The organism is Chitinophaga sp. RAB17, from assembly GCF_052114225.1.
Lineage (GTDB): Bacteria > Bacteroidota > Bacteroidia > Chitinophagales > Chitinophagaceae > Chitinophaga.
In genome coordinates this window covers 299,396-314,051 of sequence record NZ_JBFREI010000004.1, presented here as the reverse complement: position 1 = coordinate 314,051, position 14,656 = coordinate 299,396, and the positions used below count along the sequence as shown (strand labels likewise).

Genomic DNA, 14,656 nt, shown 5'->3' with positions numbered 1-14,656 from the left:
TATTTGATACCGTGAAAATAGCGGATTTGGGTGGGAAGAAAACAATTAAAAAGCTAAATTCACAAGATGAAAGAAAAAGTGATAATACCTGGTATGAAAAAACTTAGTATACTCCTGCTGTTCTGCGTGGCTCCGCTGTTTCTCTTATCTGTACAAGCCCAGTCACTGGCCAATCGGACATTTATGTTCAAAACCAGTGATAGCACTGATTTATATGTGAAAATATCGGGCAAGGGGCCTGTCTGTTTTTTCATTCATGGTGGTCCCGGACAGGGTTGCCGTTCCTTTGAACTGCTGAAAGGCAATGAGCTGGAAAAATGTTTTACCATGGTATACCTGGATCAACGGGGGTCAGGTAAATCGCAGAATGCCGCCAACTACCATCTTCCCCGCATGTTAAATGACATAGAAGAATTGCGGCAACAGCTAGGGTTGAAAAAAATCTACCTGCTGGCTCATTCATTCGGCGGTATCATCGCCTTCAATTATGCAAAGCAATTCCCGGAAAGCACAAAAGGGCTTATACTGGCAAATGCAACGCTTCACGCCAACGGCTATAATGCCATGGTGGAGCGGGTGCAGTACCAGTTGCAACTGCTGGGCCGGGATACAACACTTCCTGCCGGGATAACAAAAGATAGTCTTAGCCGGCTGGAACAAAATACCTTTTCGGCTTTGCGTAAGCAGGGAATGGGATATAAGATGCTGACAGATGATACCGCCACCATCGACAAACAAATGAGCGTTGATAACTATGAACGCACGATAGATTTTGGTATGAGCATATTGAGCAAACAATCACAATACCCTGAATACTTCCAGGATTATACGCCTGCTACGCGGGAGCTGAAAGTGCCCGTGCTGATCATTGCAGGAACCGACGATCACGCCATCGGCACCAAAACGCATAAGGCCTTTACATTCCCCAATGCTACTGTAAAAGTGATACATGGAGGGCACATGTTGTATTATGAAAACAGCCCGGCCTTTGTAGAAGCGGTTTGCAGTTTTGTAAAATGATAGAGGATCTTCGGGATCTATCTATCGTGCTTTTCTTCCCTGACTTTTTATTTACCCAAAAGCCGTCAGCCCTGCATTCGGTGTGAAACCAGGAAGGTTTGCTGAATGCAGGGCTGTTAACAGGCTTTGTCGGATTTAATTTTTTATAAAGATAACAGCATTGTCCCTCCTGCTGCCATCACCACTGATCTGAAGTATCCAGGAGCCAGCCGGAAGACGGCTTACATCCAGTTGCACAGAATGCAAGCCATCATGAGATGCTGCATAGTTCACCTGTTGCATAAGCTGTAATGTAGTGCTATGGAGGATTGACAGATGATATTTTCCTCCAGCCGGTGTGGAGAATTTCACATTCAGCACATTACCAACAACAGGATTAGGGTAAACCGTTGCACTGTTGACTGTTTGGCTGTATGCTGCCGTGTTGCCACAATCCCGTACATATGTCCATGGCTGCCCTGCTCCACTGTTCTGGTCGGGTGGGTTGTTTTGAGTCCACCAGTTAGCCCTATAGATTTTGCTTTTATAAGCGGCCTGGTTACCGGCAGAATAGGCTTTAGATGACATCCATTCGGCAATACCGCCACAGCCGGTATCCGTCCGGGGACCATTGGTACAGGCACCCAGCAGTTCCCATGTGTCGCTGCTGCCTGGCACGCTGGCACTGCCTGCCCACCACTTATTGCGGTAAATATTGCTATTGTAAAGCACAATATTTCCAGCAGTGGTATAGTTCTGTGAGACCTGCCACTGCGGGAGATTGGCGCAACCTTCAAATGTAAGGCTGTTCCAAACGGCAAAACTTACAGTAGTGGTCACAGTATCCAGTCCATTTCGTATACCCCTGGCAGTGGCGGTATATTTATTGTATGCAGGTGGCGTCCATTGTATAACAGAATCATTGAAAAGCTGGCCATTTACCGTGATCTGGATTTTACTGATCTCATGGCGGGGATCATTTTTGGTAACAGCCAGGGTAACCGGACCTAATGATGTAGTGGAAAGGATTCCATTGGCGGGCTGCAGGAAACGGATGGAGGTAAGGCTGGCGCATTCTCCATTGTCGACGGTGAATCTGGCCATATTGGCACATCCACAGTTGACAGTATTATTACCACCGTTAAGTTCCAGGCTTACCTGCTTGATGGTAGCATAGCGCTGGTAGTGTGCAATGCGGCTCAGTGCTTTGGTGTTTTCCTGTCCGCTGCCGCATTCTATACCACCATTAATGATATTGACGGTAGCGCCAAATCCGGGCTTGATGCCGGCAGTCTGTTGGGCTGGTGTGGGTGTCCATTTCCCCGGAATCATTACATCATGGCATGACGGTTTGGGATACTGAGGCGCCATCCAGAACCAGATGCCGGTTTCGAAGGCTATGATGCCATCCTGTATCACTTTTTCCGGGTTGGCCAGCAATACGTTTTTGTCGCCGAATATCAGCTCACTGGCCTGCCCATAGTTATAGTTGTAACTGAGCTGAATAGGCCCTCTGCCATGATACGATTTTCCCGGCGCCGGAGGGTATATGGTATTCGTCTCATCCCGGTAACCGATGTTGCTGGTTCCTTCGTAACCTTGTTCTTCGCGGAAATACAACCCCCAGGCGTACTGCCCACCGGGGGCTGTGGGCCAGCCGCCGGTTGTTTCCTGGGATATGTTGGCCAGGAAGGCTACCAGCTCCCTTTTCCGGGCATTGATATCGCCTTCTCCCGCAAATGTGCCGTAGTCCAGCACCTGTGTAATAATGGCCAGCCCGTTCCAGGTTGGATCATTGAAACCGGGGTCGGTCCTGATCACCGTGGCCACACCTGTGGTTTTATCAGTACGGGTGATCCGGTAATAATCGGTACCACAGCGTCTTTCCAGCAGTACTTTAATATTGGACATGCGCCGTACAGCTTCCACGAAGTTGTTATACGAGTAGAAGTCCCTGGCAGGAGTTGTGGGCAGTGTCCCGGCCCCAGTGCGATCGTCCGGATTGAAACGGTGAGGAAACAATACATCCCATTCCGCGCTGCTCATCAGCGAGGAAAGGGATGTGTCGGCAGCAGGCATTGCGCTCATCGGATTTGCTGACTTGCAGCTGGCCGAAGTACGCGACCAGCATAGCAGGCATAGTAATACAGTGGTAATCAGAGGGTGGATTTTCATAACTAGCTAAGTTTGTAGCGTGGGAAAATGGTCCTTAAACTACAACCACTCATTGCTACAATACAGCAGCCACCCTCTGAAAGGTTTAACTGTTACTGGTATACTGAAAATTATACAGACTACTGCAGCGCAAAGGCTATTACACTGCTACAGCCACAAAATGCAACCGATAATCATTTGCAGCTGGCAAAAAAAGCCAAAGAAAAATATTCCTCAGCACAAAGGTTCTCAAACGTTTTGGCATATAAAAGGTTTCCCTACAGGAATCTGATAGTAGTAGTGCTTACTGAATTAAAAGCGACTGTTAAATCCACCGCGAGCGCATGGGCTTTTACCATCGCATCACTCGAATTTAGCGGTTTTGCATGTCCTCCCTTTTTTAAATAACTGTCACCTTTGACAACTCCATCACCCCCAAACCTTTAAGTGCAACATAGGTCAGCTTGTCCATCGTCGCACCATCAAAACAAATGGTTTTCATAGCAAGGTATGATTTGTTTGTCACGGAAAAAGGTAGTGTGAATGACACATTTCTGAGTGTTGCTCCTCTAAACGAAACGTCATTCAGCGCAGACTTGTTAAACCTGACACCGATGAAAGTCTGCCCGTCAAAACTAAACCCTCTCAGGTCGCAAGAATTGAAATCAACGTTGTTAAAGATACAGTTCTCAAAGACGGCTTTTCTAAGGTCAGTCTTGCTAATCCTGACATCGACCAGGTTTACATCTGTAAACTTCGCTCCTTGTCCGGACATGCTCAGAGTGGTGCGCACAAGAATGGATTTATGGAAGCTTGCATTTGTAAGGTCTGTAACGGAAAAGTTGCAGTCTGTCAGATTTGCGCCATCAAAACTGGCTTCACTCGCATCGATGATCTCAAATGAGCTACCGGTCAAATCGGCGCCGGCAAAATTGGCGCCGCATAATGGACTCGCTTTGAATTTTCCTTTATGCAAAATAACACCAGCAAAGTCACTCTCCTGCAGATTGATGGCAGTAAGGTCTATCCTTACCTGGCGCTCCGGAGAACCTGGCAGATTGCCGACCTCCTGTATTGATTGCTTAACCGGGGATTGATCAGGCGCCACTTGATTGGCTACAGGTTGTATGCCTTCTGAAAAATGGTTAAGGTCAACACCCAGAATCTCCGCAAGACGATTAAAAGTTGTGATATCCGGCATTGATTCCCCACGTTCCCATTTCCCTACTGCCTGGGGGCTAATAAATAAATGTTGAGCAAGTTTCGCTTGAGACATATTTAGCGACTTTCGTGCCTGGGCAATTTTGCCACCAATTACCTTAGTATCCATACGATATGTTTTTTATTATTTCGATGCTTCAAAGATATTAAGGTCATACCCAAAATCAATAAAAACGCAGCACTTAGTAGTTGTAATTATACTATTTATGGTTGTTATTTAACAACCGGCAGTTGTATATGTTGAAAATCTTTCTGCATCCACGCCCTGGATGCAGAAAGGGGTAAAAAGCCGGAAATAAGTGTAACGCTCCCCATGGAAACATAGTGCGGTGTAAGTGTATTAGATGTAGTATCCTGGTAAACGGAACACTAACTCCGCCGGTTAACGATAGCATTCACCCCATTACTGAATGGTGATGTTATCCAACATCTGATAATTGAAGTTCAATATTTCGTTCATCTCCTTCAATGGATCGTAATTACCTCCAAATTGCGCCCGATAAACATCAGCATACACAAAAACATGCGCCTGCCCTACTTTCTTGTATCTGAGACAAAAAACAGAACGAATGATCGCCTTTTGTTTACCGGCATCATAATCAAGCTCATACCCTATCACATCATTACCATTCTCTTTGAAAATTAACCGGTTGGGGCGCTCCTTTTTCCAGATGGCCAGGTCAAAACCCGCCTGATCTGTAGAAACCCAGATGGCCAGTTGCTTTAATCCGTAATCCTTTTTGGAATGCCGGATATCATACACGACAGCATTCTTAACAAATGTGCCGATTTTGATAGCTCCAAACTGCTCAGTTTTAATCTGCCCGGTTTTTTTAAGATCAATATCCTTTGGAATCAGTAAGTTGATCTTTTCCCCTTTGTCATCCACTATAACCTGACTTTTCTGGGGCAATTTTTCCAAAGGATCCAATAAGATCAGGGGACTTGAAGTCAATTGCTGCTTCAGTTCATTTATTTTGCCGGCAACGGCTTTCTGCCGGGCCATCTCTTTATTGATATCATCTTCGTATGCTGCTTTCGACATCCGGGTAAATTCCATTACTGTCTTTTGGGATGCAGTCGTCGTAGCAAGATCCTCGAACTTCACCTTAAAAATATCCCCATCAAAAGATTGACTGTACATTTTGTAATATTCGTGGTTCCTGATCTGGAGCTGAGAAAGACTCTTGAAACCTGAAAGATCTACACTGAATTTAGCCGGTAATTCAAACTGCAAATGATCTGCCTTTCTGATAAAATGAAAATTATAATCGAGCATTTCCTGCATGGCGTCAACTGTTAACCCTTTAAAGGGGGTCTTGTCCTCCCTGTAGATGGTGCTCAGTTTCCAATACGTTTCGCTGTCCTGAGATTTACAGTTTAAACTAGCTATCATAACCATGATCCAAACAGTCGTAATTCTTATATTTATGAGCATATGATTATGATTTCATCGATATCTTTCGGTTAAAGTATTATACATTCCCAATGATCTTCTTCCAGTGTGGCAACTGCGCCGGTGCTTTGGCAGCCACTTCTTTTAAAAACTGTTCGGCCACTTTCTGATAACCTTTTTTCAGATCAGAAAGTGGAAAGGTTTTGTTGCGCCATTTTTTGCCGCCGCCGCCACCATCTGAGATAGCCGAATCAACAATGGAAAAGGCTACCTCGTTCGGTTTGATCAACACAAATTGAAAGGCCGGTTGCCCCTGCTCCCCCTCATCATAGGTGTATTCCGTATCTTTTCCTGATTCGAAGTTGCGGACTATCGTGCCCAACACAGTGAACCAGGCATTCAGGCACACATCTTCCTCTCCAAAATAGCCCATAGCAGGTACTACCTTCTCGTCGATCACCATCTGTAAGTGGCCATGTACATGCGAGAAATGATCGGTGTTTGAAATGGGCCTACAGATGCCCAATCCCATTCTTAGTTGTCCCATAACGGTAAAAATAAATATTTATCCCGATCCCCAAAACAACAAAAGTGATTCCAGCAAGGATCGCTTTCAGTTTTGCGCTACCTCATTAAAGTAGATTCCTTCCATGTCCGTCACCTCAGAAAAATGGATATTGCCCTTGCCTTCCACATCACCCTGAAATTCTAAATTGGAGCTAACACGATGATTACTTCACGACTAACATGAATCGCATTAATATCTTAAAATATTTTAAATATTAATTTATTTTATTATTTTTAGGCCGGGCGAAAGTCTTTCAATACACTGTTTTCTGTAGCAATTATGTTCCTAACCTATATTCAAAAAAGAATCAAATAACCAATATTAAAAGTCCCTATTACAATGAACACTTACCTTATTATCGGTGGAATCGCCTTGTTATTTATTGTATACATGCTTGTCTTAAAAGCAAGGATGAAGAAAAACAATAATAAACAACTAGAAAGTTTCAATACCAATCATTCAGACAAACCATTAACCGACGAACAAAAAAGACTACTTTCATTTGGCGGAATTTTGTTTTATTATAGAGGAGAGAAAATCCTTGGAATCAAACCGGAAAATAGTCTGAATGAATATATCGGCGGATTAAAGCAACAATGGGAAATAACAAACGAAACAACGGCGAAAGAAACTTTAAATGGTTTAATATCATTACAAAGAAGTAATGAATTTGAACCTATTATTCTTCAGTCAACAAAAGAATTAAGCAATACTCAAAAAAATATTTCAAAAGGTTTAGGACTAGACCTGGATAGAGTTGCTCAAGTAAAATCTGCTTATGCCTGGGATATTTGCAGGGCCGTATCATTGGCAAAATGGTGCTACTGGGTAGGTTATTTAACGGAAAACGAAACTTGGGAAGTTATGAAAAAAGCTTCGGAAGTAGCAACTGCAAAAAGTGATAACTGGACAGATTATACCATTTCTTTTCTATTAGGCCGGACAATACAAGGGTTTGATTTAGATGAAATGATAGTAGAAAGCAAACAAATATTAACAAGCAAGGGGCCAGCATTGAGAAAAATTGAGAATGTAGATATATATGCAAAATACCCGTTTATAAAATCGTAACACAATAAATCTTTGACAAGACACGAGGATAGATTTGAACTCCGGTTAAATATAGGATGCAGGCTGATTCCAATAAGTTCCGATGTTTTGTTTTAGTATTGCATGGCTTGTTTTGCATCGGTTGTAAACCACAAAACCATTTACTGATAAACATTTCATAAAAGAGATACAGCAAATCTAAATTTATTTACTGTATCCTTTCAGATTTGTTTTTGTATAATTTAGCCTTTAATGGTAAAAGAAAAAAGCCGCTTAAATCCTGTGATTTAAGCGGCTTTAATTTTCTTTGATAATCAAGTGGTGGACTGTAGGAGACAAAGTTCGAACCGGTTGGTAGTAGATTTATCTCATATCCATACGTTTATTACAGTTCATTACTAAAATTGTACTTTAGTATGGTGCTACATTATGAGGTTTTTTATTAGCGTTTAATCAAATTTGCCACTGTAATATGCGGCCACATGATGTCAACCATTTCTCCATTAGGTTGCTGAGGATCCTCAGGTACAGAGAACCGTAGTATAACAGTTTGTGAATATTGCAATACCAGGAACTGGCTTTTGTCTTCATTCTCAACGGTGTTAATCCAGAATATTGCACTCATACTGTTAGCATCAGCATTTTTTACAACAAACGGAATATTTGTGATGCCGCCATTATTTATTCCCGGAGTGGGTGAAAAACCGGGTGCATCAGCAATACCACCTATTGGTGAGGCATTTACCTGGAATACAGTTGTACTGACAATTTTCTGCCTGGAAGCAATCAGATTATCGTTGAATTGCTGCAGTACTAAATTCGGATCGCTGAGGGCATTTTTAGGGATGCGGGGAGGAGCTGTAGCCTGAGCAAAAGCCTTCAGGTAATTAGCATCTGTTATATTTACACGCTTGCCGTTCTTATCAAGCGTAAATGGCGTAGGATCAGCTTTTGCAAAAACAGGTGCACCAGGAGAAGTAAAGAAACTGCCCTGTGCCATCACTGAGTCGCCATGAGGAATAGTCGCCATTCTTACAATAGTCTCCTCTTTCTGCTCTGAATTAGCTGGGAGGAACAGGAAGATTCCTGGTTCAATATGAATACCTTCCAGGGTTTCTTCATCACTCACCTTTTGCAGGTAGGTAAGCCCCAGAAAGAAAATGTCTTCCTGTGTATTACCTCTGTTAGGAATCGGAGCACTGATAGGAGAAAACTGTGTATCCTCAATCAATGAATTTATCTTCACTCTAAATGGATTATCAGGATTTGCCTTAAAGTTATTGGGTAGCGACATCACATTAAGGCCTCTCCCTGTCCAGTCTCCTTGTAAATTGACTAATGGACCGAGCGTAGGTTGTTGTACTTTAATGGGTGTAACGAGGAAATCTGTTTTAGTCAATACATCTATTTCCTCTACTTCCTGAGTTGTAGTAAATGCTGCTGAGTCCCCGGATCGCAAAGGTTTTACGTGTAGTATCTCCTGCACTTCTTCAGTAGGCGCATTGACAACGTTTACGGGTGCGCCGGCGCGTGGATTAGTACTCATAGTATTTAATTATTTAAAAAGTGAAAAAGGAACTATTTTATATATTCGAAAGTGGGGCCGGCCATTAAGCCATTGCCAATGGGAATGTTCATTAGTTCAACTGCCTGGTATTTTAATTGGAACATAAGTGGAATGCCTTGGCCCAGCACTTCCGGCTTCCCATTACATGCTTCATTGATATTATTCAGCAAAGCTGAATAGGTGTAGCTGAATGCTTTTGCCTTTTCATAAACCTGGGGCATATCTTTATAATCCGCAAGCCTGGGATTTGGCTTCATTTTACAAACAGCATCCCAGTCCACGTCAAACCGTTCACCGGTGGGCAGGCCTTTATTGGGACTATCGCGATGTGCAGAATCATCAACGGCATAAAATCTCTCATAAAAGACCTCTTTAAACCGGAAATAGTGTGCATACTCTTCTACATTAGGACCAAAAATCAGGTATTTAGGATCTCCCTCCCGATAAGGCGTTGAAAAAATAGAACCCAATGTACCTTCTCCCTGCCCAACAATTTCTTCAATGACCTTGATAGCATCTTCCAGATTCTCAACAGAAAACAGTTTCCCGCCTGCCCCATAGTAATGTTCTGCTTTCACCTGCCTTCCATGGTCTTTATGAAAGATAGAACCTCCTTTTGCTTTTGCAGCTGATTCCAACGCTATCATATTTTTTAACAGTGCTTCATAGAATTCTCCAATAGAGCCGTATTCCGGAGCGGAAAATTCAGTAGGGAGTTGATGGTCGCTGGAAGGATGCTCGATTCGCCAGAAAGTTTGTATAGTTTTTTTTGAAAAAGAATCCAGGCTAACGGTCAGTGATGGGTCTACATTTCCGGGCAAACAGGTAGGATAGTTGGGCACAAATTGCCTGTCTTTTCCTTTTTCTTTCGCTCCAATTTCGGGCTTTCCACCAACTGCATTGATTAAATTGGCTACCATAATCATGTGCAGCATTTCCTCCAGTACTACACTTTTTATGATTTCCACAGGCATCAGGTTTGTGCCTGGCTTAATGGAGTAAAGCGCACATAGATAAGGCGGGATAGTAGAATGTTCCAATTCAAGCGCTATCTGTAGCTGTGCTTTCAGTTCCTCCAGTTTGGTTTCGAAACTATCCTGAAGTGATGAGGTATCATCAATCACAAGATTGTCAGTAAAAAGCTCATCAGGTAATAAGAGCTGACGCTCTCCCTTAACGGATTTTTCAAATGCCATAAAATGTGTATTATAAATCTTTGAGAATTGCTTCTGCAGCTTTAAATGTGAGTGCAAGCATGGTAAGTGTGGGGTTAGAAGTACCTAGCGTAGGCATATTACCACAGCCAGCCAGATAGAGATTTTTGTGGTCCCATGTACGTAAGTTTTTATCTACGACAGATGTCTCTTTTTTATCCCCCATGCGGTGAGTACCTACAATATGTCCTGCACCCCAAAAGTTATATTCTTTTTTTTCTTTACCCTCCCCCCATGTTACAATGTCCGGGTTCTCGTATCTACCATTTTCACCTTTTTCACCGTATTTCGTGAAGTCTTTAATATTAGCTTCTTTAAACAGTTGATCATTGATTTCTTTTGCTGCTGCGAAGGCCTTTTTTTCATAATCATGCACCTTGTAAGTGATGACCGGACGATAGTTACCAAAAGCATCTTTATATTCTTTCTTTATCGTAACGCGGTTGTCCGGATGGGGTAATTGTTCACATTCGTAGTGTAATAGTAACTGTTTGGGTACAACATCTGACAAATGATTCCTCAGTTTTTTGCCGAATAGTGGTTTATCGAATAGTGGTTTACCGGATTTATTTAGACCCAAGGCATTTGCTACATCAGACCCCGGAGAAAATTTCGGCCATCCCCATCCCCAGTTGTCCACCGGACAAATCCAGGCTGAATAATCACTACGGGTTTTTGTGTCTCTGAAAGAGGATATGTTGGTGGTAGATCCTGGTCCGCGGAAAGGGTATCCTTTTTCCGGCAGCAATCCCCAGGTAAGTAAACATAAATGATCCATGAGGTTGCGTCCTACTTGTGTACTCGAATTGGCTGCGTCAGAAGCCAGCAGAATCTTTGCATTCTCAATAGCGCTTGCTGCCAGTACGTATATTTTTCCTTTTGCAACGACTTCATCGTATTTAATTGCGTCGTCACCCAATACATAGGTCTTGTACGCTACTCCTGTAATCAAGTTTGTCTTCTTATCATATAACACCCTTGAGGCTACTGCCTGTGTCTTAATTGTCAGCTTTGACTCGTCTGCCTTTGCTAATGATTTCAACGCATTATATTTTGCCTGTACAGGACAGATAGGCACGCAACTGGCGTTGCCTTCACAGCGCTGACCGGTATTAGGATCCCACACAGCGCCAACCGGCATGTATTGGTATTTATCTTTTTTATCCAGTTCTTTGAAAGCATGGTCTTTACCAGACCAATACATTTGTGTTGTCTTCACCAGTTTTTGCTGTTCCGGATCCCACATGATATCTATATAAGGATATTTTTCATTGGGTACTGAATTCCGCCCCTGTGGTGTACTCGTCAAACCAATGGTCACCTTCTCTCCTTTTATTTTCACAGGTGTCTTACTATTATTGACATTATCTACCAGCGCTATAAATTTCCCATCGAGATAACTTTGAGGAATTTTCTTCATCGGGAACTCATAACCTTTTGTGTATTTATGGGCGTCAGGCTGCACGCTTACATCTCCGGCAACACCTATTTCCAATTCAGCCATTTCATAATAAGGTACCAGATCATCGTAGGTAATAGGCCAGTCAACAGCTACCTTATATTTAGTTTCCATCTGAAAGTCATTTGGCAGCATTCTCGGTGTAGAGCCCAACCAGTGCATGGTAGTACCTCCGGGTCCCCTTAAACAATCGCTGGCAAATGGCAGCTCCCCTTCCTGTACAAAGTAGCCATGATTTACAGAAGGAGTAGCTTGAATATCTAATACATCGGGAGAAGGTGCATCCTTGATTTTAGGGTAAGGAGAGTTAGGAACTTTAGCCCCCGCCTTGTAATACGTATTCAGGTAATCGACATAGTTGTAATAATTACCGTTTTTATCGAGATTGATACCGGCCGTCAAACCAGCTTCGAGCAGCAGTACTTTTTTTCCTGCCTGAGTAAGGGTCTTGGCCATTACACAACCGGCAATACCCGACCCTACGATGATAACATCGTATTCTATGTTTTCCATAACTGATGTGATTATTGTTAGACTATAGTAAGGGTTTTGGCTGCAACAGAAGATTTAACCGGAGCAGGTACCTGAGTTATGATAGGCGGATTTTGCCAGGAAGCGTAACCTGGCTGTTTAGCTCCCGGAGGATGTGTATCTGCTGCCTTCCAGACAAGGCCCTGAATGTATGACTGGGCGCTAATTACATTGTTATTCCAGTTGCCCGTATACCACATCATGATGATATTCTTTGTCAGCCCGCTTAACTTAACATTGTTCATTAGCAGCTGTTCAATTTCATGATCAATGTCCGGGGAATTGACTGCTAATATCTTTGTGGATGTTGCAAGAAATGCTGAGACCAAATCAATGCTGTTTTCATGTATCATGACATTGTAATAGGATTCCAGCATACCGGTGCCCAATAAGGTCATCTCATCATACCCTGTAAGATATACGGAGATTGACAGGAAAGTTTTCGTGTCTTTGTTGTAAGCTTCCATTTGAGGTGTTTGTTTTGGAGTAATGCTTTTTCTTCAATTCGAGAGTATGTGGTGTTACTCTGTACAGTTATTTTGAGTTTTGGTCAATTGTTAGGAGTCCATTTGGTATGGTATGTCGGCAATATATGAATAAAATTGGCACGAAAAAAAATATATTTCAATGAACAAAATTTATGACCGGATGTTACGTGTCAGCTAATATTATATACTATGAAAAACAAAAACTACTTAACGCTTATTTTAATAGTTGCATTTTTTTCCTGTCGTTCTAAAGTGACCCACAGGGATGAAGGGAATGTAATGTCGTTACTGTATCAGCAAAACGCGGCAGAATGCAAAGCGCTTTGTTTGCAGGGTTATAACCTGGCCAGACAAAAATTGTATGAACATGTGTTGGAAGTGCAGAAGGTACCAAATCACAAGCGGATCGCTATTGTAACAGATCTTGATGAAACAGCGCTCAATAATAGTTATTCCAACGCGTTGGCATATCTTCATGACACGGTTGTTGGATTAACTTCCCTACAGCAATGGTGGCTAAAAGGACAGGCAACAGCCGTTCCTGGAAGCGTATGTTTTTTCAAATTTGCAGATAGTTTGAATGTAGAGATATATTACATATCCAACAGAGGAGATGCCGGAAATTATGTTGCCGCTACCATGGAAAATATGCGCAATCTTGGATTTCCACAAGCTACAGATACCAGTCATTTCCTTTTCTCCAATAAAAATCGCAACAAAGAAATGCGTCGAAACCAGGTGTCAGTAACAGATACTATACTATTACTTTTAGGAGATAATCTTTCTGATTTTAACGTTTGTTTTGATAACCGTACAGTAAAGGATCGCAATGTAGCAGTAATGGATTTGGAAAGTGAATTTGGGAACCGGTATATAATATTTCCAAATGCAGTTTATGGCGGCTGGGAAGATGCGCTTTATAAAGATATTAAGAATCCAAGTCTGTCGCAGAGAGATTCTATTCGAAGATTATTACTGGATACAATACCCTTTGTTAAACCGGAGCAATGTTTGAAAAAAGTGAGTAATCACTAAAGCAGATATCAATAGTCATCTTTTTTTATGCCCTTGATATTTCTAGCGCTATTGGTTTCAAACACTTCAGGAATGCAAAGGCTGTAATCGCCCAACTGTCGGGCAATACCCCTGAAAATGCAAAAGGGACAAACCATCATTCTGATGATTTGTCCCTTTCCGCGGCCCTCACGGGACTCGAACCCGTATTCCCCTTGCAGGGCAGTATGGCTGTAAATACGCTTCCCTACTCTGTGTTACCATTTCGGTGCATCTGTAAATTGTGATCATTGCAAAGCATGTCTGCAACGATATGTTTCCATACACTCCGCGGCGCCGTAATTTTACCGCAGCTTTGTCCATTTTAAGCTAGAAGGCCTGCTTGTTTTACAAAGAGACAACACGACTACGCAGCCCATCTGCGCACCTAAATAAAAAATAAATTTTGATTTATGTAGTCAACTACGTAGTTTTATACCATAAATCTATGCAAATGAGTACGGCACCTACTATAAGAATGATTGACAACCAGTTTTGCCAGCAGGTAATTGATATTATACTGCCAATACAACAAATAGAATTTAACGTTCCCATTACCATCGAAGATCAGCCGGATCTGCATGATATTGAAACCAATTATCATCAGACAGGTGGCGGATTCTGGGGAGCCATGGTAAACGGCGAACTGGTTGGTACGATTGCCCTGATTGCCACCGGCCACCAGGCTGGCGCCATCCGCAAAATGTTTGTAAAAAAAGACTTCCGGGGCAAGGAATTAGGCCTGGCACAACAGCTGCTGGATCAACTGATCGCCTATTCCAGATCTGCAGGGATTACAGATCTTTACCTGGGCACGGTAGACAGACTGGCGGCTGCCATCCGTTTTTATGAACGCAATCATTTTAAACAGATAAAAAAGACGGAATTACCATCGTACTTTCCGGTGATGAATGCAGACAACGTATTCTATCACTTACACCTTAACGATTAAAGGA

The 14,656-nt window shown here is 42.5% G+C and carries 12 protein-coding genes; 4 read left to right on the top strand and 8 right to left on the bottom strand.

The features are described from left to right. The first annotated feature begins 93 nt into the window (after nt 1-93). Nucleotides 94-1,020 carry an alpha/beta fold hydrolase gene (locus AB4Z08_RS16640; RefSeq protein WP_441574889.1) on the top strand — a complete coding sequence of 309 codons (927 nt, stop codon included), beginning with the start codon at nt 94-96 and terminating at the stop codon, nt 1,018-1,020. Between the two features lie 135 nt (nt 1,021-1,155). Here the strand turns inward: AB4Z08_RS16640 and AB4Z08_RS16635 are convergent, their stop codons facing one another. The 4 genes from AB4Z08_RS16635 to AB4Z08_RS16620 form a co-directional block, all read right to left on the bottom strand. Beyond that, nucleotides 1,156-3,174: a glycoside hydrolase family 19 protein gene (locus AB4Z08_RS16635; protein WP_441574888.1), complete on the bottom strand. Its 2,019-nt coding sequence runs from the start codon at nt 3,172-3,174 to the stop codon at nt 1,156-1,158. 379 nt (nt 3,175-3,553) lie between these two features. After that, on the bottom strand, nt 3,554-4,483 hold the full coding sequence (locus tag AB4Z08_RS16630; RefSeq protein ID WP_441574887.1) for a pentapeptide repeat-containing protein: 930 nt from the start codon (nt 4,481-4,483) through the stop codon (nt 3,554-3,556). A 294-nt stretch (nt 4,484-4,777) separates the two neighbouring features. After that, nucleotides 4,778-5,770, bottom strand: a complete 993-nt coding sequence (locus tag AB4Z08_RS16625; RefSeq protein WP_441574886.1) for a hypothetical protein — start codon at nt 5,768-5,770, stop codon at nt 4,778-4,780. Between the two features lie 79 nt (nt 5,771-5,849). Then, entirely contained in the window at nt 5,850-6,317 is a 468-nt protein-coding gene (locus tag AB4Z08_RS16620) for a hypothetical protein (protein WP_441574885.1), read from the bottom strand. Between the two features lie 360 nt (nt 6,318-6,677). Here AB4Z08_RS16620 and AB4Z08_RS16615 point away from each other — a divergent pair, with 360 nt between their 5' ends. After that, a complete protein-coding gene (locus AB4Z08_RS16615; protein WP_441574884.1) occupies nt 6,678-7,409 on the top strand; it encodes a DUF1266 domain-containing protein in 732 nt (243 codons plus the stop codon). Nucleotides 7,410-7,830: 421 nt separating this feature from the next. Here AB4Z08_RS16615 and AB4Z08_RS16610 read toward each other — a convergent pair whose 3' ends face one another. Genes AB4Z08_RS16610 through AB4Z08_RS16595 form a run of 4 tightly spaced genes read right to left on the bottom strand, consistent with a single transcriptional unit; the run spans nt 7,831 to nt 12,626 of the window. Then, the gene (locus tag AB4Z08_RS16610; protein ID WP_441574883.1) at nt 7,831-8,934 is read right to left on the bottom strand and encodes a heme-binding protein; all 1,104 of its coding nucleotides are present in this window, start codon (nt 8,932-8,934) and stop codon (nt 7,831-7,833) included. Nucleotides 8,935-8,966: 32 nt separating this feature from the next. Next, complete coding sequence (locus tag AB4Z08_RS16605) at nt 8,967-10,151, bottom strand: ferritin-like domain-containing protein (protein WP_441574882.1); 1,185 nt, start codon at nt 10,149-10,151, stop codon at nt 8,967-8,969. A 10-nt stretch (nt 10,152-10,161) separates the two neighbouring features. Next, entirely contained in the window at nt 10,162-12,141 is a 1,980-nt protein-coding gene (locus tag AB4Z08_RS16600; RefSeq protein ID WP_441574881.1) for a GMC family oxidoreductase, read from the bottom strand. Nucleotides 12,142-12,158: 17 nt separating this feature from the next. After that, nucleotides 12,159-12,626, bottom strand: a complete 468-nt coding sequence (locus AB4Z08_RS16595; protein ID WP_441574880.1) for a hypothetical protein — start codon at nt 12,624-12,626, stop codon at nt 12,159-12,161. A 210-nt stretch (nt 12,627-12,836) separates the two neighbouring features. On the opposite strand from AB4Z08_RS16595, the gene AB4Z08_RS16590 reads away from it, so the two are divergent. Further along, a complete protein-coding gene (locus AB4Z08_RS16590; protein ID WP_441574879.1) occupies nt 12,837-13,682 on the top strand; it encodes a 5'-nucleotidase, lipoprotein e(P4) family in 846 nt (281 codons plus the stop codon). 472 nt (nt 13,683-14,154) lie between these two features. Beyond that, a complete protein-coding gene (locus AB4Z08_RS16585; RefSeq protein WP_441574878.1) occupies nt 14,155-14,652 on the top strand; it encodes a GNAT family N-acetyltransferase in 498 nt (165 codons plus the stop codon). Nucleotides 14,653-14,656 lie beyond the last annotated feature (4 nt).